Raw genomic sequence first — 25,530 nt, 5'->3', positions numbered from 1 at the left:
AGAGAAAGGTTGAGGAATACAAGTATGAGTGAAACAAAATTGATGGCCTTGCGTGAGGCAGTAAACCTTGCTATGAGCGAGGAAATGCGTAAAGACGAAAATATCTTCCTTATGGGTGAAGATGTCGGTATCTATGGTGGTGACTTCGGTACATCAGTTGGTATGTTGGCAGAGTTTGGTGAGAAACGTGTTAAAGATACACCAATTTCAGAAGCAGCTATCGCTGGTGCAGCTGTTGGGTCTGCCATTACAGGTCTTCGTCCAATCGTTGACTTGACTTTCATGGACTTCATCACGATTGCCCTTGACGCTATCGTTAATAATGGTGCAAAAAACAACTACATGTTTGGTGGTGGTTTGAAGACTCCTGTAACCTTCCGTGTAGCTTCTGGTTCAGGGATTGGTTCTGCGGCACAGCACTCACAATCTCTTGAGTCATGGTTGACTCACATTCCAGGGATTAAAGTGGTTGCTCCAGGTAATGCTAACGACGCTAAAGGTCTTTTGAAATCTGCTATTCAAGACAATAACATTGTTATCTTCATGGAACCAAAAGCACTTTACGGTAAAAAAGAGGAAGTGACACAAGACCCTGATTTCTACATTCCACTTGGAAAAGGTGAAATCAAGCGTGAAGGAACTGACCTTACTATTGTCACATATGGTCGTATGTTGGAACGTGCTCTTAAGGCTGCTGAAGAAGTGGCTGAACAAGGTATTAATGTTGAGGTTGTTGACCCACGCACGCTTATCCCACTTGATAAGGAATTGATTTTCGAGTCAGTTAAGAAGACTGGTAAACTTATGTTGGTCAATGATGCTTATAAGACAGGTGGATTCATCGGTGAGATTGCTGCTATGGTTACAGAAAGTGAAGCTTTTGATTACCTTGACCACCCAATTGTACGTTTGGCAAGTGAAGATGTGCCTGTACCTTATGCGCGTGTCTTGGAACAAGCGGTTCTTCCAGATGTTGAAAAGATTAAGGCTGCAATTATCAAGATGGCCAATAAAGGAAACTAACTTTCTAGCGATGGTTAAGTGATATTTCTCGCTAGTAAAATGTGTTTCTTGTTTTCACTGTGGGAGTATCGGAAATTATAATTTAAAGTAGAAAGGAGAGGGCGTTAAAGCGTTTGAGTTGATTTGAACTCGAACGAAATGCTTCGGAATTTAGATAGTTTTACTGGTGTGCAAGCACACTAACGTAAAACTCCTAAAATTCTGTCGCATTTTAGCGTTCTTAGTATCATAAAATATGGCTTTTGAGATTATTATGCCTAAGCTTGGTGTTGATATGCAGGAAGGCGAAATCATCGAGTGGAAGAAACAAGAGGGTGATGTGGTTAATGAGGGAGATATCCTTCTTGAAATCATGTCAGATAAGACGAACATGGAACTTGAAGCAGAGGATTCAGGTGTCCTTTTGAAGATTACGCGTCAGGCTGGTGAAACTGTACCAGTTACTGAGGTTATTGGTTATATTGGAGCAGAAGGTGAAGTGGTGGCTGATAACGTAGCTAGCGCACCAGCTGCTGAACCTGCTCCAAAAGTTGAAGAAGTTGCTACTGTAGAAGCACCTGTAGTGGCAACCCAGGCTCCTGTCGTACACGAAGGTGGAAAAGTACGTGCAACGCCTAAGGCCCGTAAGGTGGCGCGTGAGTTGGGTATTGACCTCACTCAAGTTCCAGGAACTGGAGCAAAAGGTCGTGTTCATGCTGATGACGTTGAGAACTTTAAAGGTGCTCAACCTAAGGTGACTCCACTGGCACGTAAGATTGCAGCGGACCTTGGTATTGACTTAGCTAGCGTATCTGGAACAGGCTTTGGTGGTAAGATTACTAAGGAAGACATCCTTGCAATCAGTGCTCCAGCGCAAGTTAAGGAAGCGGCGGCTGCACCTGTGGTTGAAGCTAAACCTGAAAAAGTCTTGCCAGAAGGCGTGGAAGTTATCCCAATGTCTGCTATGCGTAAGGCGATTTCTAAGGGAATGACGCACTCATACTTGACTGCACCAACCTTCACCCTTAACTATGACGTGGACATGACTAACCTAATGGCTCTTCGTAAGCAAGTCCTTGATCCAATCATGAATAAGACTGGCATGAAGGTAACCTTCACTGATTTGATTGGTTTGGCAGTTGTGCGTACCCTTATGAAAGAGGAACACCGTTACCTCAATGCATCCTTGATTGACGATGCGCAAAATATCGAATTACACAAATTTGTTAATCTCGGTATTGCCGTTGGTCTCGATGATGGCTTGATTGTACCTGTCGTTCACGGTGCAGATAAGATGAGTTTGTCTGAGTTTGTTGTGGCCTCTAAGGATGTCATCAAGAAAGCTCAGGCTGGTAAATTGAAGGCTGCTGAAATGTCAGGTTCAACCTTCTCTATTACTAACTTGGGAATGTTTGGAACCAAATCATTTAACCCAATCATCAACCAACCAAACTCAGCTATCCTTGGTGTTTCAGCAACGATTCAAACTCCAGTTGTTGTTGATGGGGAAGTTGTCGTACGTCCAATCATGGGTCTATGCTTGACAATTGACCACCGTATTGTAGATGGTATGAATGGTGCCAAATTCATGGTTGATTTGAAACATTTGATTGAAAATCCTATGGAATTGTTGATTTAAGAAAAAAATATCTAAAAACTGAAGTTTTAATAGAAAGGAGAGGGCGAACCAGAGGGAATAACTGAACCCGAGCGTAAAGCTTGGAAAATAGACCGTCTGTCTACGTCAGCAGGCTGACGTGTCAGACGACTAATTTTCAGTCGCTTTCTGGTCGCTCTTGGTATCTTATAAATGGCTTTTGAGATTATTATGCCTAAGCTTGGTGTGGACATGCAGGAAGGCGAAATCATCGAGTGGAAAAAACAAGAGGGTGATGTGGTTAATGAGGGAGATATTCTCCTTGAAATCATGTCAGATAAGACGAACATGGAACTTGAAGCAGAAGATTCTGGTGTTCTTTTGAAGATTACGCGTCAGGCTGGTGAAACTGTACCAGTTACTGAGGTTATTGGTTATATTGGAGCAGAAGGTGAAGTTGTGGCTGATAACGCTGCTAGCGCACCTGTTGCAGAAGCAACTGTTCAGTTGGAATCAGCTGGTCTTGAAGTTCCTAAAGCTCCTGCCCAAGCTGCTCCAGCAGCTACTGCAGAAAAAGCACCGCTTGTTGACAATGAGTACGATATTATCGTTGTCGGTGGTGGTCCTGCTGGTTACTATTCTGCCATTCGTGGTGCGCAACTTGGTGGTAAGGTTGCTATCGTTGAAAAATCTGAATTTGGTGGAACATGTTTGAATAAAGGATGTATCCCAACTAAGACCTACCTTAAAAATGCAGAAATCCTTGATGGACTTAAGATTGCTGCAGGTCGTGGTATCAACCTAGCGTCAACAAACTACACTATCGATATGGATAAGACAGTTGACTTTAAGAACTCTGTCGTTAAGACACTTACTGGTGGTGTTCAAGGGCTTTTGAAGGCTAACAAGGTCACTATTTTCAATGGTCTTGGTCAAGTTAATCCAGATAAGACAGTTACTATTGGTTCAGAAACAATCAAGGGACGTAATATTATCCTTGCGACTGGATCAAAAGTGTCTCGTATCAATATCCCTGGAATTGAGTCACAACTTGTGATGACATCAGATGATATCCTTGACTTGCGTGAATTGCCTAAATCACTTGCAGTTATGGGTGGTGGTGTCGTTGGTATCGAACTTGGTCTTGTTTATGCCTCATACGGTGTAGAAGTGACTGTTGTTGAGATGGCTGACCGCATTATTCCTGCTATGGATAAGGAAGTATCTCTTGAACTTCAAAAAATCCTTGCTAAGAAGGGTATGAAGATCATGACATCTGTTGGGGTTTCTGAGATTGTAGAAGCTAACAACCAATTGACCCTTAAACTTAATAATGGTGAAGAAATTGTAGCGGATCGTGCCCTTCTTTCAATCGGTCGTGTCCCTCAATTGGATGGTCTTGAAAATCTTAACCTTGAACTTGACCGTGGTCGTATCAAAGTTAATGCTTATCAAGAAACATCAATCCCAGGAATCTACGCACCGGGTGATGTTAACGGAACTAAGATGCTTGCTCACGCTGCTTACCGTATGGGTGAAGTTGCAGCTGAAAATGCTATGCGTGGCAATGTCCGTAAGGCTCACCTTGACTACACGCCAGCAGCTGTCTACACTCACCCAGAAGTCGCTATGTGTGGTCTTACTGAAGAAGATGCACGCGCTAAATACGGTGATGTTCTCATTGGTAAATCAAGCTTTGCTGGTAACGGACGTGCCATCGCTTCAAATGAAGCTCAAGGTTTTGTTAAAGTCGTTGCAGATGCGAAGTACCATGAAATCCTTGGTGTTCACATTATCGGTCCAGCCGCAGCTGAATTGATTAACGAAGCGTCAACAATTATGGAAAATGAATTGACTGTAGATGAACTCTTGCAATCTATCCACGGTCACCCAACCTTCTCTGAAAACATGTATGAAGCCTTTGCTGACGTACTTGGAGAAGCTATCCATAACCCACCAAAACGTAAATAAAGCTGATAAAATTCTCGGATAGAAGTTCGGGAATTTTTCTTTTGTCACATATTTTCATCTTTAGTGATATAGCATAATTCTTTCCCTGCTTTTCAAAGAGTAATTCAAATATATAGTTAAAAGGTTTTCATGTTGTACGAATAGTAAGTTCATAAGTACTTAAGGTTTTATAATATTTTTATTTTATTTAGAAATTTTTAACAATAAGCTTTCCATTAGAGTTTTTCTATGGTAAAATGGTTGACATATTAAAAATGCAAAAGGAAAGTTAAATGCGAACGAAAGATTTTATCTACTATGCCAGTGCGGCTGTTCTTTTGGCTGTCACAACTCAGGTTGCTCAAGCTGATGAAGTGGCGACGACCAATACTCCTTCTGTTACTGAGGGAAATCAGTATCAATCTGTGATAGCGGCTGAAATTTTTGGTGGAGAAGCAGCCTTACCTGTAACTCCTAAATCAACTGTTTCAGCACCCGCAGCTACGAGTGAAGTGGCAAAAGCTAGTGCTCCAGCGGTATCTACGTCTCCTGCTTCACAGAGTTCCGAGGCTGCAACGGCATCAACTTCAGTAACGTCTTCAGTTGTAAGTTCAGAAAGTGCAACAGCTTCTACAAGTGCGACAAATTCTGAAACGTCAAACAGCGCTGTAGCAACACCTGCTAAATTGACGAATTCAACGGATGTTCCTTCGCCAACGCTTAAGGTCCAACCAAAGACTTTTATCGATGTCAGCAGCCATAATGGTGATATCAGTGTAGATGACTATCGTGCTCTTGCACGTCAAGGTGTGGGTGGTGTCGTTGTCAAGTTGACTGAGGACACTTGGTACAACAACCCTAAAGCACCATCACAAGTTCGCAATGCTCAAATTGCTAGTCTTCAAGTATCAACCTATCATTTTTCTCGATACACAACTGAGGAAGAAGCACGTGCAGAGGCTCGTTTCTATATCCAAGCTGCACAAAAACTGAACCTTCCAAAGAGTACTGTTATGGTTAATGACTTCGAAGATTCTAATATGCTTCCAAATATCAACCGTAACACCCAAGCTTGGGTTAACGAAATGCGTAAGCATGGATACAACAACTTGATGTTCTACACAAGTGCCAGCTGGTTGGATGAGAACAATCTAGGCTACCGTGGACCTGTCTCAACCTCTCAATTTGGTATTGAGAATTTCTGGGTTGCCCAGTACCCATCGTCAAGTCTTACAGCAACGAGCGCTAAAAACATGCGCTATAATGCCAAAACTGGTGCATGGCAATTTTCAGCTACAGCTAATCTCTTGCCAGGTAAACATGTCTTTGACCAAAGCGTGGACTACACAGGACGATTTACTGCTAATGCCAGTGTCGAAGCAGATCCAACTCAAGGCGATTTGAGTGGGACTATTTCTATTGTTAATAACAATCCAACTCTTGGTAGCTTTGATGTTGTCATCTCTAATGTCAAAGCACCAAATGGTGTTCAAACAGTCTCTGTTCCAATTTGGTTAGAAATTAATGGCCAAGATGACATTATCTGGTATACGGCTAACCGTCAAAATAATGGAACTTACACAGTAAACGTTAAAGCTTCAGCTCATAAAAACTCAACAGGCCTTTATAATGTTCACCTTTATTATGTTCAAAAAGATGGCCAATTAACTGGTGTTGGTGGAACAACAACTCAAGTTTTTATTGGTAAGAAGCCGGAAATATCAGTATTTGCCAACTTGAGTATATCTAAAAATGAGAACAATGGAACATTTACAATAATTGCCAAAAATCTCAAAGGTTTAGAAGGCTATAAAGAAGTTAAAATTCCATTTTGGTCACATGCGAATGGAATGAGTGATATCAAATGGTATACACCGACCAGACAAGCAGATGGCTCTTACACTGTAACGGTGAAAGCTAGTGATCATGAGAATGCTAATGGTAGATATGAAGCGCAAGTATTTTACATTGATGCTAGAGGTCAAAAACGTTTTGTTCAAAAAGCTTTTTCTGACTATTCTCATGGCCAACCGACGGTTCCAGTATCTGCCAACTTGAGTATATCTAAAAATGAGAACAATGGAACATTTACAATAATTGCCAAAAATCTCAAAGGTTTAGAAGGCTACAAAGAAGTTAAAATTCCATTTTGGTCACATGCGAATGGAATGAGTGATATCAAATGGTATACACCGACCAGACAAGCAGATGGCTCTTACACTGTAACGGTGAAAGCTAGTGATCACGAGAATGCTAATGGTAGATATGAAGCGCAAGTATTTTACATTGATGCTAAAGGTCAAAAACGTTTTGTTCAAAAAGCTTTTTCTGACTATTCTCATGGCCAACCGACGGTTCCAGTATCTGCCAACTTGAGTATATCTAAAAATGAGAACAATGGAACATTTACAATAATTGCCAAAAATCTCAAAGGTTTAGAAGGCTACAAAGAAGTTAAAATTCCATTTTGGTCACATGCGAATGGAATGAGTGATATCAAATGGTATACACCGACCAGACAAGCAGATGGCTCTTACACTGTAACGGTGAAAGCTAGTGATCACGAGAATGCTAATGGTAGATATGAAGCGCAAGTGTTTTACATTGATGCTAGAGGTCAAAAACGCTTTGTTCAAAAAGCTTTTGTAGAACGAAATGATCCATCTAAACCTACAGGTGTTATTTCTATTACAAATAATAAAGATTCAGGAACTTTTGATGTAGTCATCAGTGATGTCTATAGTCCTAAGGGTGTGCGTACGGTTCAAGTGCCTATCTGGTCTGAGGTTGACGGGCAAGATGATATTCGTTGGTATGAAGCAGTACGTCAAACAAATGGTAGTTACAAAGTTACTGTCCAAGTGGCTAACCATAAATACTCTACAGGTATTTATAATGTTCATCTTTACTATATCCAAAACGATGGTTCACAAATCGGTGTGGGAGGCACACAAACAAATGTTACTTTGTCAGAACCTAAAGCCGACCTTGCTATCACTGGTCTCAACAATGCTACTGGTAGTTATGATGTTGTCATTTCAAATTTGATTGCACCACGAGGTTTTAAAGAAGTCTTAGTTCCAACCTGGTCTGAAAAGAACGGTCAAGATGATATCATTTGGTACAAGGCAACTATGCAAGCTAATGGAGACTATAAGGTAACCGTTCGTTCAAGCAACCATAAGGGTGATAGTGGTCTGTATAATTCTCATGTCTATCTGGTTGACAATGATGGTAAATACATTGGCCTAGGTGGTAAACAAGTGACACTTGATATCACTAAGACTCAGGGAACTTTGACTATTGCTAACAATGATAAAAATCGTGGAACCTTTGATGTTCTTATCACCAATCTGACGAATCCAAGTGGTATTTCAGGTGTCCTTATCCCAGTCTGGTCTGAACAAAATGGTCAGGATGATCTTGTTTGGCATAATGCGACAAAACAGGATGATGGTTCTTATAAAGTAACTATTTCAGCAAGCCAACACAAGTGGAATTCAGGCAAGTACATCGTTCATGGCTATATTGTTGATGCTTCAGGGAAGAATATCGGCTTTGGGGCAACTTCAGCTGATGTGGTAGCCCCTAAGAAAATCGGTTCGGCATCAAGAGGAAATTACGATGTTTTAAATAAGGTTGTCTATCTCGATGCTGGGCATGGTGGCTATGATCCAGGTGCTTCTTACTTTGGTATTTCTGAAAAGAGCTTGACCTTGGCTATCCAAAGCCGCGTGAAAGCTAAACTAGAAGCAGAAGGGTATCAAGTTGTGACCACTCGTACAAGTGATACGTATGTTGATTTGACGGATCGTTCACATGCAGCCAATGCTTCTGAATCTGATATCTTCGTAAGTATTCACATCAATGCTTCAGGAAGTTCTGCAGCACAGGGTATTGAGACTTATTATTACCAACCTTATGCAGAATATCCATCACGTATTAATGCAACCTACCATGCTAATCCGACTCGATTGAGCATGAGTGATACCTTGGCCAATGCCATCCAGTCTAGCCTGATTAATGCGACTGGTGCTCAGAATCAGGGCGTGAAGCGTCAAACCTTTGCAGTCTTGCGTGAGACAACAGCTCCGGCAGTCCTTCTTGAACTAGGTTTCTTGTCAAATCCTCAAGAAGCAGCCCGTTTGAATACCTCTGCTTATCAGGAGACTTTAGCTAATGCAATTGTGGCAGGGATTAAGCGTTACTATTCTATTTATAATTAATAGATTGAGAGAATCTTATGGTTCTCTCTTTTTTAATTTTCAAAGAGAGAAAACGCTTGCATAAATGAAAGCTAAATGGTATATTAAAAAACATGAAAACGTTAACAAAAGGAGTTTCTATGAAAAGAAATACTCAAGCTAATGATGAAAAAGTTCTTCGTTATAGCCTTCGCAAGTACAAGTTAGGTTTGGCTTCTGTAACCATTGGAGCTATTTTTTTGAGCTTTGCTGCAGTTCAAGGAGTAAAAGCAGATGAAGCAGTATCAACGCCCGACTCTAGCACACAGGTAGAACCAGCTGATCCTAGTCTTACTACCAGTGGACTAGTAACTGAAACGCCAACAGCTCCTGTAGCAGCTGAGAATGCCACGGTGTCCAAGGAAAATGAGCCAGTTTCTCTTCCAGAAGAAAATACTGGCCGTACTGAGATTCCCAAGCTAACTGAAACTAGCGAAAACACGCCAAAAACAGTAAGTACTAGTAATAGTCAAGCTCTTACGAATGCATCTGAGGATCCTATTGCTGATGGGTCTATTCGCTTGCATTTCCAAGAGTTGCCAAGTCCAGACAAGGCATCGCTTGGACTTTGGACTTGGGATGATGTTGAGACACCATCATCTCAGAAGGGGGCCTGGCCGACAGGGGCAACCTCATTTGCTGAAGCTAAACAGGATGATTATGGTGTCTATTTAGATGTGAAGTTGTCTTCAGCACCTAAAAAACTTAGCTTCTTGATTAATAATGCCGCTGGAACGAACCTTTCAGGGGATAAAGCAGTCGAAATTCTTAGCCCTCAAATGAATGAAGCCTGGATTGACAAGGATTTCCAAGTTTACAGCTATCAACCTATCCCTCAAGACCACGTTCGTATCAATTATTTCCGTACGGATGGTGACTATAGCAATAAGTCTGTCTGGTATTGGGGTGATGTTAAGGACGCTCCAAGCAATTGGCCTGATGGTGTCAATTTCCAACCGAATGGTAAGTATGGTGCCTACTTAGATATTCCACTAACACAAGCGGCAAAATCGATAGGATTTTTACTCTTAGATGAGAGCAAAACAGGAGATGATGTGAAAATTCAATCAAATGATTATAAATTTAGTGACTTGAAAAAATCTCGTCAGCTTTTCGTACGAGATACTGATCCGACAGTCTACACCAACCCTTACTTTGTCAAGGATGTGCGTTTGACTGGGGCTCAGCAGCTTAGTCCAAGCCAAATCGAACTTAGCTTCACCAACTTAGACGAGGTCTCATCTGAAGATATTCTCAAAGACCTTAAGGTGACGGATAAGGATGGTAACAGTGTAACTCTTAAACAGCTTGACTTGGATGCTAAACTCAAAAAAGCTACATTAACAGGTGATTTTGCTGCAGAAAATCTGCCTTATAAGGTCACTTTGGGCAGTGATAGTTTTAAAACATCTGAGAGCTGGCAATTAAAGGATGCCCTCTACAGTTATGATGGTGAATTGGGTGCTCGTTTAGAAGAAAATGGTACTAAGGCACATGTGACACTTTGGTCACCAAGTGCTGATCAAGTAGACATCATTGTCTATGATAAAAATAATCAAGACAAGGTGCTGGCTGAACACGCTCTAAGCAAAGGCCCTCGAGGTACTTGGCAAGCTGACCTACTTGCGACTGATTTTGGCCTTGAAAACTTAACAGGCTATTTCTATCAATACCGCATTAAACGTGGTGATCAGTCAGTAATTGTTCTTGATCCTTATGCTAAGTCTCTGGCAGCTTGGAATAGTGACGATGCTAGCAAGGGTCCTGAACACAAGATTGCCAAGGCTGCCTTTGTAGATCCTGCTAATTATGGACCAAAAGATCTTGACTACGCTAAGATTCCTAACTTTAAGTCTCGTGAAGATGCTATCATTTATGAGGCTCATGTCCGTGATTTCACCTCTGACAAGGCTATCTCAGCTGAATTGAAACACCAGTTTGGTACTTTTGCAGCCTTTGCGGAGCGTTTGGATTATCTTAAAGACCTTGGGGTTACTCATATTCAGCTTTTGCCAGTATTGAGCTACTATTTCGTTAATGAATTGCAAAATGGGAAGCGTTTGGATGCTTATGCATCAAGCGATAGTAACTACAACTGGGGCTATGATCCACAAAACTATTTCTCTTTGACGGGTATGTATTCTGAAAAAACTAGTGATCCAGCTAAACGTATTGAAGAATTCAAGAATTTAGTTGCAGCTATCCATGCCCATGGTATGGGTGTTATCTTGGATGTGGTTTACAATCATACAGCCAAGACAGCTATTTTTGAAGACCTTGAGCCAAATTATTATCACTTTATGGATGCTGATGGCACTCCTCGTTCGAGTTTTGGAGGCGGTCGTCTAGGTACGACTCACTATATGAGCCGTCGTGTCTTGGTGGATTCCATTGCTTATTTGACTAAGGAATATAAAGTAGATGGTTTCCGCTTTGATATGATGGGTGACCATGATGCTGAAAGTATCGAGCAAGCTTACAATACTGCACGTGCCCTTAATCCAAATCTCATTATGCTTGGTGAGGGTTGGGTGACTTATGCTGGCGATGAAAATAGCCCTGTTCAGCCTGCCGATCAGTCTTGGATGAAAGACACAGATACCGTAGCTGTATTTTCAGATGATATTCGAAATACTCTCAAATCAGGTTATCCGAACGAGGGAACACCGGCCTTCATCACAGGTGGAAAACGTGATATTAATAAAGTTTTTGATAATATCAAGGCACAACCAACTAACTTTGAGGCTGATTCACCAGGAGATGTTATCCAGTATATTGCTGCTCATGATAATTTGACCCTTTTTGATATCATCGCCCAATCAATCAAGAAGGATCCAAGCAAGCCTGAGAATAATGCTGAAATTCATCGTCGCTTGCGTCTAGGAAACCTTATGGTCTTGACTGCTCAGGGAACACCATTTATTCACTCTGGTCAGGAATACGGCCGCACCAAACAGTTCCGTGATCCTGCCTACCGCTACCCTGTATCTGAGGATAAGGTGCCGAACAAGTCACACCTCTTAGTTGATGAAAAGGGTAATCCATTTGACTATCCTTACTTCATCCATGATTCTTATGATTCTAGTGATGCGGTTAACCATTTTGACTGGACTAAGGCGACTGATAGCCAGGCCTTCCCAGAAAATACGAAAACTCGTGCCTTTACCAAAGGGTTAATTGCCTTACGTAAGTCGACAGATGCCTTCAATTTCAAATCTAAAGCAGATGTGGATGCCCGTGTGACGCTATTGACAGTTCCTGGTCAGGATAATGTCGCTCAAGAGGATTTGGTATTAGGATACCAAACAATTGCTTCCAATGGAGACCGTTACCTTGTCTATGTCAATGCTGATAGCAAGGCTCGTCAGTTTGATTTGAGTAAGCTTACAAATGGTCTATCCTATATGGTTTTAGCAGATGGCAATCAAGTTAATCTATCTGGAATTAGTGAGCTGTCAGGTGTGACAATCGATAATCATATTTTGACTTTGGATCCATTAACAGCGACTATTATTCGTTTAACCAATGCTCAGACACCAACTGAGGAAGTAGCTAAGCCTTCTGAGAAGACTGAGTCATTTGGTGGAAAAGAGACTGAGGTAACTAAAACAAGTGTCAAGACCTCAAGTCAAGAGGACCTTGTCGGAGATGCTGATCTTGTTAACCATGGCAATGGTCAGGCTAAGACTGAAGCTAGTCGTCAAACTGATAAGCAACTGCCATCTACTGGTGAAAAGACAAATCGTGGACTCTTTGTAACAGGTCTCTTAAGCATTCTAAGCCTAGGATTCCTTCGAAAACGTCGAACAAAATAATTAGTAACAACAGGTTATTTCCTGTTGTTTTTCTTTTATTTAGAATCATTCTTATCTGCTCTTTAGAATAGTTCTTAAATAGCCTAAAACCGTTGACAGTGCTGGTTTCTTCTGTTAGTTTAGAATAAGTTCTCTTACATATGAGAGACCATTATTGACTTATCATCGTTCGTTTTTCATATCGAAATAACAAACGATTCACATATATAACGACAAATGTCGAACACTATCTTGAAAATAGGAGACATTCATGAAAAAACTTAACAAACTTGGTGTTGTTCTTTTGGCATCAGGGCTTTTATTGACGGCTTGTGCCAAATCTGGTAATTCAAGTAATTCTAGCTCAACTAGCTCAAAACTCACAGCCAGTGAGCAAAAACAATTGAAGCAGGCTACAAGTGATTACAAGACTTTCGTTGAAGGCGAAATCGATCAGCTTTTGAAAGATACTGAAGGATTCAGTGAAACCCTCAAGTCAGGAAATCTTGAAGAAGCTAAGAAACAATACCCATTGGTTCGTATGGCTTACGAACGTTCAGAACCAATTGCCGAAAGCTTTGGTGAGTCTGATGTGAAAATCGACTACCGTTTGGTTGATTACATGGACGAAAATAAATCAGAAGATGGCTGGTCAGGTTTCCACCGTATTGAACGTATCATGTGGCAAGACAACACGACAGATGGTACAGCTGCCTATGCAGATCAATTGGTCAACGATATTAAGGAGCTCAAGGCTAAAATTGCAACTGTTAAAGTCACTCCAGATATCATGTTGACTGGAGCTGTAGACCTTCTTAACGAAGTGGCTACTCAAAAGATTACAGGTGAAGAAGAGGTCTTTTCACATACCGATCTTTACGACTTCCGTGCCAATATTGAAGGGGCAGAGAAAATCTTCGAACTCTTTAAGCCGTTGATCCAAAAGAAAGATGCTAAGCTTGTTAAGACTTTGGAAACAGAATTCAAGAATGTCAATGGTCTTTTGGACAAACACATGACTGATGAGAAAAACTATAAGTCTTATACAGATTTGAGTGAGGCAGATACTAAGGAATTGGCCGAAGCTGTAACTAAACTTGGTGAACCATTATCACAAATGGGTGTTATCCTAGATGGGAAATAAGAAAAATGACTGACGAAAAATTTTTAGATAAAAAAATGGACCGTCGTGAATTTCTTAAAAAAGCAGGTATTGGAGGGGCTGGGCTTGCGCTTGGTCTTTCTGGTGCATCTGCTTTTTTCGCTAATCAGGATAGTTCAACAAAAAAAGCCCTAGATGGGGATGAAGATATTAGTTTTTTTGGTAAGCATCAGGCTGGGATTACGACTCCCATGCAGAAGGCTTGCTACTTGGTGGTGCTAGATCTTCATACAACTGATAAAAAAGAAGTGATCCAGCTCTTTAAAGACTGGACAGATTATAGCAGTAAATTGGTCGAAGGAGAGCTGGTCAAAAAAGATGGTTCTAATGACCTCTTACCTCCAACAGATACAGGTGAAACAGTGGGACTCAACCCCTATCGCTTGAGCCTTACTTTTGGTGTTTCGGCTGATTTTCTTAAAAAACTTGGCTTGGAATCCAAGCATCCTAAGCTCTTCCGTGATTTGCCTCCATTTCCAAAGGAGCAGTTGCAGGACAAGTATACAGGTGGGGATATCGTCATTCAAGCCTGTGCGGACGATGAACAAGTAGCCTTCCATGCTGTTCGAAATCTGATCCGCAAAGGTCGTAATAAAATCACCATGAAGTGGAGCAAATCAGGTTTTGCAGCTATCGGAGACCGTAAGGAAACGCCTCGAAATCTCTTTGGCTTCAAGGACGGTACTGCCAATGTTACGACGGAAAAGGAATTCGACAAGGTTGTCTGGACGGATAGTAAAGATTGGATGAAGGATGGTTCTTACATGGCTCTTCGTCTGGTACAGATGCACTTGGAAACTTGGGATCGTACCAATTTGCAGGAACAAGAAAACACCTTTGGCCGTTACAAGGAATCAGGTGCTCCCTTTGGTAAGAAAGATGAATTTGACGAAGTAGATTTATCAAAACTACCAGTCGATTCTCATGTGCGTTTGGCTAAAGAAGTAGACCTTCCTATCTTACGTCGTTCTTATTCTTATTCTGATGGTATTGATGAGAGAACTGGCCAGTTTGATGCAGGTTTGATTTTCATTGCCTACCAGAAGGACCCAGACCGTTTTGTCAAAATACAGACCAATCTTGGTGCTGTAGACAAGATGAATGAGTACATCACCCATATCGGAAGTGGGCTCTTTGCTTGCTTTGCTGGCGTGGAGAAAGGAGGCTACCTTGGTCAAGCACTCTTTGAATAAACTCCTCGTTTTGCTTGGATTTCTAGCTCTATTTTGGACCTATCCAGTTGCTGCTGAATCCTATAGTGATCTCTATATCAAAATCACAGATGCAACAACTGCTGTTCAAAACAAGGATCAAGCAAAAGCTAAGGAATTGGTTGCTGAGATTAAGACTGATTTCGAAACTAAAGAAAATCACGATTCCAAGGCTGGTAAAAAAGTTAGCAAGGCTCTTGATATTAAAGGTGATGTGACAGAAGAAGACCTAACCTCTATCTCGTCAGCCCTTCTTAAATTTGAGAAAGAGCAAAATCCTGTTGACTTGGATGCCGAAAAGGAAAAACTTGAGACCCGTCTCAATCCTTATTTCAAGAACTTACAGAATGCCATTACGGCTAAAGATCTAACTGCGACCCGCAAAACTTACGGCGAATTGAATAATGCTTGGACGCGAAATGAAGCTGTTGTCCGTGACCATAGTACTGCCTACTACGGCAAGATTGAGACGGCTATTTCACTTTTACGCAGCAGCATTGAGACGGAGCCTACTGATTTCACCAGTATCCAGTCATCTTACGATGATCTCAAGGGTGGGATTGATGACTTTATCAAGGGCGTCCCTCTTGATAGTACAAGCTCAAGTTTAACCCTAAAAGATGGTATTAAGCTCTTGGAAAAAGCTCTTGGTCAATTCCAATCAGGTGATGAAAAAACGGCTGTGGCAACTATGAAGAAGTTCATCACTATCTGGCCAACCATTGAAGGTGACGTGAGCACGACTAACCCAAGCCTCTATACGCGCGTGGAGAGTGAAACACCGGTTATCATGGTTAAGGGGAAAGAAAAAGCTTATCAGGACAAACTGCAAGCCTTGATTACAGACCTATCAGCTATCGATACCAGTGCTCCTTATAATGCCTTTGATGCCATGTTGATTCTCTTGCGTGAAGGGGTCGAAGCCCTCCTTATCGTTATGGCCCTTGTGACAACTCTTAAGGCAGCCAAGATGCGTAAGGGACTCAAATGGGTTTATGGCGGAGCCATTGCTGGTGTTCTTGCCAGCGCACTTATAGCAGTTATCTTACAAGTTGTCTTTCCAGCTGTGACCTCAGGGGCTAACCGTGAAATTATTGAAGGTGGCGTTGGTATCTTTGCAGTTGCGATGATGATTCTGATTGGAATCTGGCTCCACAGCAAGTCGTCAGTTAAACAGTGGAATGACTTGATGGACCGTCAGATGAAGACAGTGACGGCTACTGGAAGTTTTGTATCCATGTTTGCCCTTAGTTTCTTGGCTGTCTTCCGTGAAGGTGCCGAGACCATTCTTTTCTATGTTGGTATTATCCCACGTATCACGACAGCTAATTTCTTGATTGGTATTGCTTTAGCCATTGCAGTTCTTGTTATTATTGCTGTGGCTATGACTAAAGCTAGTCACTATATTAAACCGCATCGTATCTTCTTTATTTTGACTTGGTTGATTTATGCCTTGGCCTTCAAGATGCTCGGTGTCAGCATTCATGCCCTTCAGTTGACTAATATGATGTCCAATCATTTGATTAGTGGTTTCCCAACAATTGATTGGGCTGGTATCTATCCTAGCTGGGAAGTCCTAATTCCACAACTTATCTTTATTGTTATTATTGCCTTTGTAACGGTGAAACAGCATGGCAAGAAGTAAGGACGAGATGACCATTGTTGAGCATCTGGTGGAATTTCGGAGACGTTTTATTGCAGTAGTGTTATGCTTTTTCCTAGTTTTCTGTATCACCCTGTTGTTTGCTGGGGAGCTCTATGCTTATCTGACTAGAGGATTTGATAAGCCCTTATTGGTTCTAGGACCTAACGATATTCTCTGGATTTACATTAACTTAGCCAGTCTCATGGCTTTTACGGTCACCTTGCCTTTTACCACCTACCAGATTTGGCAGTTTGTGAAACCTGGTTTGAGGGACAATGAAGCGCGTGCCATTTTTGCCTATATTCCAGCGACTTTTGTCTGTTTTGTATTGGGTTTGGCCTTTGGTTATTATTTTGTTAGTCCAGCTATCTTGGAAGTGCTTTTGAAACTAGGTGAAGGGCTCTTTGATACACAAATTACAGCACAAAACTACCTTAGTTTTTTACTGCATACGACAGTGCCTCTAGCTGTTCTCTTTGAACTTCCCGTAATTGTGTGTTTCTTAACGTCCATTGGCATTTTGACACCAGTATTTCTGGCACGCTATAGACGCTATGCTTACTTTATTCTCTTGGTTTTGGCAGTTGTTTTGACACCAGCCGACTTTATTAGTGACTTGGCTATGACTGCTCCCTTAATCTTGCTCTATGAAGTTAGCGTAACTCTTAGTAAGCTGATTTATAAACGTAAACAAAGAAAATATAAAGATAAATAGAAAGGAGATCTCATGGGAATTCTACGTGATATCGGAGCTCCAGGACTTATCATTATTGTCCTAGGAGCCCTCCTCATCTTTGGTCCTAAACGCTTGCCAGAACTCGGTCAATCTATCGGTAAAATGCTAGCCGAGTTTAAAGCAGCCGTAAATAAAACTGATGATAAAAAAGACGAAGAAGACAAGACTAAAGACTAAGATCTCTATCTAAAGGTTACCTTCAAGTTTCTTGACAATTCTAAGCTTTTATGACATAATACACTTGTATTGAATAGTAAGTCTATATCATAGGCAAGAAAAGACCCCAAGCTAACTTCCACATAAGCTCGGGGTCTTTTTTAGCACTATCTATCCTTGTTTAACCACTTGTCGATCAGACGAAGGATAACACCGACCACAATAGGTCCGATGATAGTTTTGAATAGTAAATCCATCATAGGCAAACTCACCTCCCTTCGTAGGCGGTGTCGAGGTGCCAAAGGATATTATATCATAGATTGAAAGAGATATGTTTAGTGAGTGATAGGAAGTATTAGTTAGAATGTAGGTTAATCATGCCAAACAAAAAATCAGCTCAAGAGGGCTGATTTTTTTATCTTACAAACTGATACGTTTTTCTGTTTCAGCGTCGAAGAAGTGACCTTTAGCAACGTTGAAAGTAAGGTTAACTTTTTCACCTGGATTATGGAAGTCACGCGCATCAACACGGGCAGCAAACTCAGTTTCTCCAAGTTTTAGGTAAAGCATTGTTTCTGCACCAAGAAGCTCTGAAACGACGACTTCAGCATCTACATTGGCATCTGGATAAACTTCTTGAACAATTGGACGGCTTGAAACATCTTCTGGGCGGATACCAAAGATAACTTTCTTGCCTTGATAACCTGTTTCTTTCAAGATTTTAGCTTGTCCTTCAGAAATTACAATATCCAAGCCTTCAGAGTTAGTGATACGGTTGCCATCAACCTTAACATTGAAGAAGTTCATAGCAGGACTTCCGATAAATCCGGCAACAAATTTATTAGCTGGCTCATTATAAAGTTCTTGAGGGGTACCAATTTGTTCGATACGACCGATAGTACCAGAACCATCAGGATTTTTAGTAGAACTCATGATAACGATACGGTCAGCAAGAGTCATAGCTTCTGTTTGGTCGTGGGTAACGTAGATAGTAGTTGCACCAATATTACGAGTAATTTTAGCAATTTCAGCACGCATGGTCACACGAAGCTTAGCATCCAAGTTTGAGAGAGGTTCATCCATAAGGAAGACTTTAGCATCACGAACGATAGCACGTCCCATAGCTACACGTTGACGTTGACCACCAGATAGGTCTGCAGGCTTACGATCTAAGAACTCAGTCAAACCAAGGCTAGCAGCAGCTTCACGCACACGTTTGTCGATATCGTCTTTTTTATATTTACGAAGTTTAAGACCAAAGGCCATATTTTCATAAACAGTCATGTGAGGGTAAAGTGCATAGTTTTGGAATACCATGGCAATGTCACGATCTTTTGGTGATTTGTCATTAACCACTTCACCATCGATATAGAGTTTACCTTCTGTGATTTCTTCGAGACCAGCAACCATACGGAGAGTTGTTGATTTACCACATCCTGAAGGACCTACGAAAACGATGAATTCCTTGTCTTTGATATCGATACTGAAATCTTCGACAGAGTAGTGAGTTGCATTTGGGTATTTTTTGTAAATTTTATCCAGTTTAAGAGTTGTCATATCATTTATCCTTTATTATTTAACTGATCCGCCGGTTACACCTTCAACATAGTATTTCTGCATGAAGATAAAGAGAAGGGTGATTGGGATGGCGATGATAATAGCACCTGCGGTAAATGGAAGGAACCATTCATTGATAGCGTCTTGGTTAAGCATTTGATAGAGTCCAAGGGCAACCGTATATTTATCTTTAACGTCACCGAGGATAACAGATGCAAAGATGAAGTCTACCCAAGGTCCCATGAAGGCCATGAGGGCAGTGTAGACGATGATTGGTTTAGAAAGTGGCAAGGTAATCTTAGTGAAGATTTGAAGACGAGTTGCGCCATCAATCATTGCTGATTCATCCAATGAGTAAGGAATGGTATCAAAGAAACCTTTCGCAATGTAGAAACCAAGAGCTGCCCCAGCAGAATATACCAAGACCAAAGATGTCAAGGTTTGTGTCAAATTGAGGGCCTTCAAAATGTAGTAGACCGCAATCATTGACATGAATCCAGGGAACATGTTAAGTACAAGTGCCAATTTCAAGAAGCCATTTCTGTGTTTGAATTTAATACGGCTAAGTGAGTAGGCCATACCTACGGTAATCAAAGTTGAGAGTATACATGTACATGTGGCAACGATGAAGGTGTTGATGAACCATTTTCCAAATGGGTAAGCATCGCTGGTAAACAGTTTAATGTAGTTATTAAATGTGTAAGTCTTAGGGAAGAAGTAAGGTACCGCATTAGCTCCTTCACCACGGAAACTTGTAAGGAAGATCCAAATAATAGGAATCAACCAGATAACAGCTAGAACTGTCAATAGAATATAAGTACCAGTTAGGTAAAGATTTTTCTTACGTTTCATTATTTAGCAGCCCCTTCCTTGAATGAAGATGATCTTGTGTAGGCCAAGAGACTGAATGTTGCAGAGATGGCGAAAATCAAGATACCGATAACAGATGCCAAGTTGTAGTCTTTAGCGCTAACAGTCAGTTTGTAGAGCCAAGTTACCAAGAGGTCAGTTGAACCTGCTTGATAGTATTCAGAGTTAGTAGGTCCACCACCAGTAAGGAAGTAGATAACGTTGAAGTTATTGATATTACCGATGAATTGTTGAATCAATGATGGTGCCATGATTAAGAGAATTTGTGGGAAAGTGATGCTCTTGAAGATTTGGAATTTACTTGCTCCATCAATTTCAGCAGCTTCAATCTGCTCAGTTGGCAAGTTCATGATGATACCAGTTGCGACCAACATTGTGAACGGAATACCAATCCACATATTAACAAAGATAATAGAGAACTTAGCCCAGAGAGGGTCAGTCAAGAATGGAATTGGTCCATTAGTGAGATGCAAGGTTTGAAGCAAACCATTCAAAGGACCATGGTCATTAAGGAAATTACGCATCAAAAGAAGGGATACGAACTGAGGAACGGCGATAGTGATAACAAAGAGTGTACGCCATACTTTCTTGAATTTAAGCCCCTTAGTGTTGAGCAAGAGAGCAAGGACAATACCGAAGAAGAAAGTTGTTGCTGTTGCAGCAACTGCCCAAATCAAAGTCCATGTCAAAAGAGGGAAGAAAGTACCAGCCATACGACCTTGCAGAACCTCACCAAAACTTGAGAAACCAACCCAGTCAAAGAGTGATTTAGGTGCTGGGTGATTGTGGTCAAAGTTAGTAAAGGCCAAACAGATCATGTAGATCAAAGGCAAGATTGTGAAGAGCAAAACTCCAATCAATGGTACAGACATAAGTCCCATGTGGAAACGACCATCAGCCAAGGTCTTGAAGTCTTCAACAAAGTTAGGAACTTTACGTCCAGACTGTTTGAGAGCCATGAGATGACGAGCACTCTTAAGGTTACACCAGTAAATATAAGCAAAAACTGCACAGAAGATTAATGATGCAAGTCCAAAAATCAACAAGAGCATAGAGTTATCTCCAGCGACCTGAACAGTAAGCTTAACCCCATTAACTTCTTTAATAGCCTCACCTTGTTCTTGAGTCCCCAAGGTAATCATACCTTTAAGTGCAGGGATGATTTGAATAACGAAGGCTACTAAGAAGGCAATCTCAGAAAGGAGGAAGAGCAAGCCCTTGGTGAACTGTTTGTTGACCAAGTTTGCCAATCCCATTACCAGAAAGGATAATTTGACATCCCATGTACCTTCTTTGAAGACCTGGCGCATAGGAGTTGTGTCGTAGATTGTTTGTGACATAGATATCTCCTCAGATAAATGATTAATTAGTGATAGATAAAGAGGCTAGGACTCGACCTGCCTCTTTACCTTCTCATAGTTAGGATTCTTATTTAGCTGCTGCCAAATCTTTATCAAATTGTTGTAATTTAGTAAGGAATTGGTCTTCCTTGATTTTACCGTTATATGCATCACTCATAAGAGCAGCACTTTCAGTCCAGAAGACTGACATTTGACTAAGTTTAGGCATAACAGTTGTGTACTGATCAGATGAACCCATAGTAATTACAGCTTGTGCAAGTGCATCCTTTTGAACAGCTTCAGAAGCTTGAACTTCTTTGTTAGCTGGGATGATGTGACGGTCTTCATTAGTGAATTGGTTGTTTTGACTGTCTTTGCTTGTCAAAGCTTGTGCCAATTGGTAAGAAGCAGCGATACGTTCTGCGTTACCTTTAGATGGTGTTTGGTTAACTGCGTAAAGTTTAACACCCATGAAGGCTTTTTGTTGAACCTCTTGACCACCGATATTAACTGTTGGGTAAACAGCAACACCAAGATTGTCTTTACCAACAGCTTTAACAGCTGCAGCGTAGTCCCATGGTCCTGATTGGAAAGCATCAACAGAACCATCTTCAAATTTAGCCATCATGTTAGCTGAATCGACATTGACAAATCCTTTATTGTCTTTTTGAGCTGCGATGAATTTAAGAACATTCACACCAGCTTCGTTACCCCAGTTAGTACCTTTCACATCTTCACCGTTAGGACCAAAGAGTGTGTCACCAACTGAAAGGAAGAGAGGAGCAGTTACATAAGCGTTAACTTCTTTCAAGTTGCTACCAAATTTAGCTTTAGAAGTGATTGTTTCATATGATTTCACATCTTCTTCATTAAGTTTAGATTTGTTGTAGTATGTAACTTGAGTTTCGATACCGTATGGGAAGGCGTAAGTTTTACCTTTGTATTGAGCACCTACAGCAGCTTGTTCAGTATCTTGCTCAGCAATTTCTTTTGAGTATTGCTCTGGGATTTCTTGGATAGCTCCAGCATCTACCAATTTACCGAGTTGGTCATGTGGAAGTGAGAAGACATCTGCAGCAGTAGAAGCATCCTTAGTCAAGTTTTCTTGAGCATTTGGATCTTCCATTTCAACCATATCAACTTTGTAACCAGATTTCTTTTCAAACTGTGCTACTGTATCTGAGTAAGATTTCTTAGCACCAGTTGGTACCCAAAGTTTCAAAGTCTTGCTATCTGAGCTTGAGCTCTTGCTTGAGTTTGACCCACAAGCTACCAAGAGCGATCCAGCCACAAGTAATCCAGCACTACCAAGTAATACCTTTTGCCATTTTTTCATTTCTATTTCCTCCAGAAATTTAGTTTACGATAAACATTATGCAACCGTTTCCATCTGTCAAGTATTTTATAAAAAATTTTTTAACTTTTTGCAAACGATTGCAAAAAATATCCATCTAGTTTATAATTGTTCTTATAATTTTCGACTATAAATATATTTATAAGAATGAGAGGGACATAATGGCTACAATTAAGGATGTTGCTAAGAAGGCTGGTGTTAGCCCATCAACGGTAAGTAGGACTTTAAAAGATAATCCGGCTATATCAGAAGAAACTAAAGTTAAAGTAAGAGCAGCTATGGAAGAATTAGGTTATGTACCCAATTCAGCAGCACAAATGTTGGCAACAGGCTTAACGCATAGTTTAGGGGTTGTTCTTCCTCCTTTAACAGACCGAGAAAATATCAGCCAGCCCTTCTATATGGAAATTCTAACAGCAATCAATGAAGAAGCTAGTTGTCATTCTCAGGTCGTTAGTTTTGCTACGGGTGCTACGCTAGAGGAATTAGTTAAGCAAGTTGAGCTCATGCATCGTCAAAAACGGGCAGATGGCTTTATAATCCTCTATTCAGAAAAGAAAGATCCTGTTAAAGATTACCTATTAAAAGAAAAAGTACCCTTTGTAGTGGTTGGAGCAGCAGTAGATAATGAAAATAAAGTAACCTATATTGATAATGATAATAAGGAATTAGGACATGAAGCTGTAAATTACCTCCAGGCAAAAGGGCACCGAAAGATTGGTTTTGTCACTGATGATCTTTTTGGACAAGTGGGGCAGGAACGTTATCAAGGGTATAAGGAAGCAAGTGACGAACAAAATTTGGATGTCCTACCTGAACTTGTCTTTTCAGCACGAACAATCGAGGATTTAAAGAAAGAATTGGAAAGATTTTCTCCGACAGCTTTGATTGTTAAGGATGACCTTATCGCCCTTCGTCTTATTCAATGGCTGAACAATCAAGGATTTAGAGTTCCTGAAGATTATGCTATTATTTCTTTCAATAATTCGACTTTTGCAGAAATCATGCATCCTTTCTTGACTACATTTGACATTAATATTCAAGAACTTGGAAAGAAAAGTGTCTTGAGACTCTTGGCTCTTCTCAAAGACGCTAAATCTAAGTCAGAGAAAGTGACTATCCCATTTAAACTCATTGAAAGAGAAAGTGTCACAAATAGATAAAGTCTAATAATGCTATATTGACCTGGTTGGTATTAAGTTACCAACCACTTTTTTATTATTAGATAACTACTTAAAAAACTAGAGTTTCTTTATCACTCAGCTAGAAGTCATTATTACTTGAAAGCGCTTGTTTTACGAATGTTTTTTAAAAAAGATATAAAAAATTTTATTTTTTTGCTAAAAATTCTTGACTTATGCAAACGTTTGCATTATAATCATAAGTGTAAAAAATAATTTGAGGTAAACTTTATGAACAAACGAGCAAGCGGTGTATTGATGCACATCACATCACTTCCAGGTGACTACGGGATCGGATCTTTCGGTCAAGCAGCCTATGACTTTGTTGATTTCTTAAAAGAAACAAAACAAACTTACTGGCAGATCTTGCCACTTACTACAACAAGTTATGGGGATTCACCTTACCAATCATTCTCTGCGGTAGCGGGAAACACACACTTCATCGATTTGGATTTCCTTATTCGTGACAAGTTTCTAACTAAAGCTGATGTTAAAGGCGCTGACTTTGGATCAGATCCAGAGTTTATCGACTATGCTAAAGTTTATGAAGCACGTCGCCCACTTCTTGAAAAAGCAGTCAAAGCAATCTTGGCTGACAAAAAAGAAGCTAAGAAGTTTGAATCTTTCAAATCTGAAAATGCTAACTGGTTAGCAGATTATGCTGATTTCATGGCTATCAAAGAACACTTTGATAACAAAGCACTTCAAGATTGGGATGACAAAAAAGCAGTTAAACGCGATGAGGCAACTCTTGAAAAACTTCGCAAAGAACTTGCTGATGTCATCACTTACCACCAAGTAGTGCAATACCTCTTCTTTAGTCAATGGGCAGAACTTAAAGCCTATGCTAACAAAAATGGTATTCAAATCATTGGTGACATGCCAATCTACATCTCAGCTGATAGTGTTGAAGTTTGGACACAACCACACCTCTTCAAACTAGATGCCGAATGTAAACCACGTTACATTGCCGGAGTTCCACCAGATAACTTCTCAGCTACTGGTCAACTTTGGGGTAACCCAATCTACGCTTGGGATAAACACAAAGCTGAAAATTATGCTTGGTGGGTATTCCGTATTCAAGAATCATTCAAACTTTATGATTACTTGCGTATCGACCACTTCAAAGGTTTCTCTGACTTCTGGGAAATTCCTGGTGGAGATGAAACTGCTGAAAATGGTGAATGGGTTCCTGGACCTGGTTATGACCTCTTCAAAGTGGTCAAAGAAGAATTGGGTGATCTTAAAATTATTGCCGAAGACCTTGGTAACATTGATGATAAGACACGTAAACTTCTTGCAGACTGTGGCTACCCTGGAATGAAGATCGTTCAATTTGGTTTCTACGATACTACTGGAAACAGCATTGACATTCCACACGTATACACACAACATTCAGTTGCTTACACAGGTACACATGATAACGAAGTAATCAATGGTTGGTACGACAACTTGACGCAAGAGCAACGTGATTACACTGATGCTTACATCAACCGTCGTCAAGGTGAACCAATCACACGTGCTCTTCTTCGCACACTCTTTGCTACAGTAAGCAACACAGCTATTGCGACTATGCAGGATATCCTTGATAAACCTGAAAATAGCCGTACAAACTTCCCTAACACAGTTGGTCAAAACTGGAAATGGCGTATGCTTCCAGGTGAAATTACTGTCGACAAGAAAGAATTTTTGACAGACATTACAGAAAGATATAATCGAGGTAATAACTAA

At 40.6% G+C, this 25,530-nt stretch carries 17 protein-coding genes; 12 read left to right on the top strand and 5 right to left on the bottom strand.

Features of this window, described 5'->3' with window-relative positions:
• Positions 1-24 precede the first annotated feature (24 nt).
• The 10 genes from NST80_RS05195 (at position 25) to NST80_RS05150 (ending at position 17,518) form a co-directional block, all read left to right on the top strand.
• A complete protein-coding gene (locus NST80_RS05195; protein WP_004182554.1) occupies positions 25-1,023 on the top strand; it encodes an alpha-ketoacid dehydrogenase subunit beta in 999 nt (332 codons plus the stop codon).
• A gap of 235 nt (positions 1,024-1,258) precedes the next feature.
• A complete protein-coding gene (locus tag NST80_RS05190) occupies positions 1,259-2,641 on the top strand; it encodes a dihydrolipoamide acetyltransferase (RefSeq protein WP_004182553.1) in 1,383 nt (460 codons plus the stop codon).
• Between the two features lie 171 nt (positions 2,642-2,812).
• Complete coding sequence (lpdA, locus tag NST80_RS05185) at positions 2,813-4,570, top strand: dihydrolipoyl dehydrogenase (RefSeq protein WP_049529174.1); 1,758 nt, start codon at positions 2,813-2,815, stop codon at positions 4,568-4,570.
• Positions 4,571-4,842: 272 nt separating this feature from the next.
• Positions 4,843-8,775, top strand: coding sequence for a GBS Bsp-like repeat-containing protein (locus NST80_RS05180; protein ID WP_342504525.1), 3,933 nt, complete (start codon positions 4,843-4,845; stop codon positions 8,773-8,775).
• 119 nt (positions 8,776-8,894) lie between these two features.
• Positions 8,895-12,608, top strand: coding sequence for a pullulanase (locus NST80_RS05175; RefSeq protein WP_118171825.1), 3,714 nt, complete (start codon positions 8,895-8,897; stop codon positions 12,606-12,608).
• Between the two features lie 250 nt (positions 12,609-12,858).
• Positions 12,859-13,731 carry an iron uptake system protein EfeO gene (gene efeO / locus NST80_RS05170; protein WP_014633148.1) on the top strand — a complete coding sequence of 291 codons (873 nt, stop codon included), beginning with the start codon at positions 12,859-12,861 and terminating at the stop codon, positions 13,729-13,731.
• Between the two features lie 5 nt (positions 13,732-13,736).
• Positions 13,737-14,942 (top strand): iron uptake transporter deferrochelatase/peroxidase subunit, encoded by a 1,206-nt coding sequence (efeB, locus tag NST80_RS05165; RefSeq protein ID WP_014633147.1) that lies wholly within the window; start codon positions 13,737-13,739, stop codon positions 14,940-14,942.
• Positions 14,920-16,605, top strand: coding sequence for an FTR1 family protein (locus tag NST80_RS05160; RefSeq protein ID WP_045772433.1), 1,686 nt, complete (start codon positions 14,920-14,922; stop codon positions 16,603-16,605). The genes efeB and NST80_RS05160 overlap by 23 nt, the downstream gene beginning before the upstream one ends.
• Complete coding sequence (gene tatC / locus NST80_RS05155) at positions 16,592-17,320, top strand: twin-arginine translocase subunit TatC (RefSeq protein ID WP_183138208.1); 729 nt, start codon at positions 16,592-16,594, stop codon at positions 17,318-17,320. The genes NST80_RS05160 and tatC overlap by 14 nt, the downstream gene beginning before the upstream one ends.
• A 12-nt stretch (positions 17,321-17,332) precedes the next feature.
• Positions 17,333-17,518, top strand: coding sequence for a twin-arginine translocase TatA/TatE family subunit (locus tag NST80_RS05150; protein WP_021144181.1), 186 nt, complete (start codon positions 17,333-17,335; stop codon positions 17,516-17,518).
• Positions 17,519-17,664: 146 nt separating this feature from the next.
• On the opposite strand, the gene NST80_RS05145 is transcribed toward NST80_RS05150, so the two are convergent.
• The 5 genes from NST80_RS05145 to NST80_RS05125 form a co-directional block, all read right to left on the bottom strand.
• A complete protein-coding gene (locus NST80_RS05145) occupies positions 17,665-17,757 on the bottom strand; it encodes a type I toxin-antitoxin system Fst family toxin (protein WP_004182539.1) in 93 nt (30 codons plus the stop codon).
• Positions 17,758-17,917: 160 nt separating this feature from the next.
• Positions 17,918-19,054 carry a sn-glycerol-3-phosphate ABC transporter ATP-binding protein UgpC gene (gene ugpC, locus NST80_RS05140; protein WP_004182538.1) on the bottom strand — a complete coding sequence of 379 codons (1,137 nt, stop codon included), beginning with the start codon at positions 19,052-19,054 and terminating at the stop codon, positions 17,918-17,920.
• A 15-nt stretch (positions 19,055-19,069) separates the two neighbouring features.
• Positions 19,070-19,906 carry a sugar ABC transporter permease gene (locus tag NST80_RS05135; RefSeq protein ID WP_004182537.1) on the bottom strand — a complete coding sequence of 279 codons (837 nt, stop codon included), beginning with the start codon at positions 19,904-19,906 and terminating at the stop codon, positions 19,070-19,072.
• Positions 19,906-21,264, bottom strand: a complete 1,359-nt coding sequence (locus NST80_RS05130) for a sugar ABC transporter permease (RefSeq protein ID WP_004182536.1) — start codon at positions 21,262-21,264, stop codon at positions 19,906-19,908. The genes NST80_RS05135 and NST80_RS05130 overlap by 1 nt, the downstream gene beginning before the upstream one ends.
• 88 nt (positions 21,265-21,352) lie before the next feature.
• Entirely contained in the window at positions 21,353-22,600 is a 1,248-nt protein-coding gene (locus NST80_RS05125) for an extracellular solute-binding protein (RefSeq protein ID WP_045768709.1), read from the bottom strand.
• 179 nt (positions 22,601-22,779) lie between these two features.
• Here NST80_RS05125 and NST80_RS05120 point away from each other — a divergent pair, with 179 nt between their 5' ends.
• Both NST80_RS05120 and malQ read left to right on the top strand, forming a co-directional pair.
• A complete protein-coding gene (locus NST80_RS05120; RefSeq protein ID WP_004182534.1) occupies positions 22,780-23,781 on the top strand; it encodes a LacI family DNA-binding transcriptional regulator in 1,002 nt (333 codons plus the stop codon).
• 249 nt (positions 23,782-24,030) lie between these two features.
• Positions 24,031-25,530 carry a 4-alpha-glucanotransferase gene (gene malQ, locus NST80_RS05115; protein ID WP_118171827.1) on the top strand — a complete coding sequence of 500 codons (1,500 nt, stop codon included), beginning with the start codon at positions 24,031-24,033 and terminating at the stop codon, positions 25,528-25,530.

The sequence above is a fragment of the Streptococcus sp. FSL K6-1323 genome (assembly GCF_038630745.1).
GTDB lineage: Bacteria > Bacillota > Bacilli > Lactobacillales > Streptococcaceae > Streptococcus > Streptococcus salivarius_D.
The sequence above is the reverse complement of the archived record's forward strand: the minus strand, read 5'-3'. Positions and strand labels throughout refer to the sequence as shown.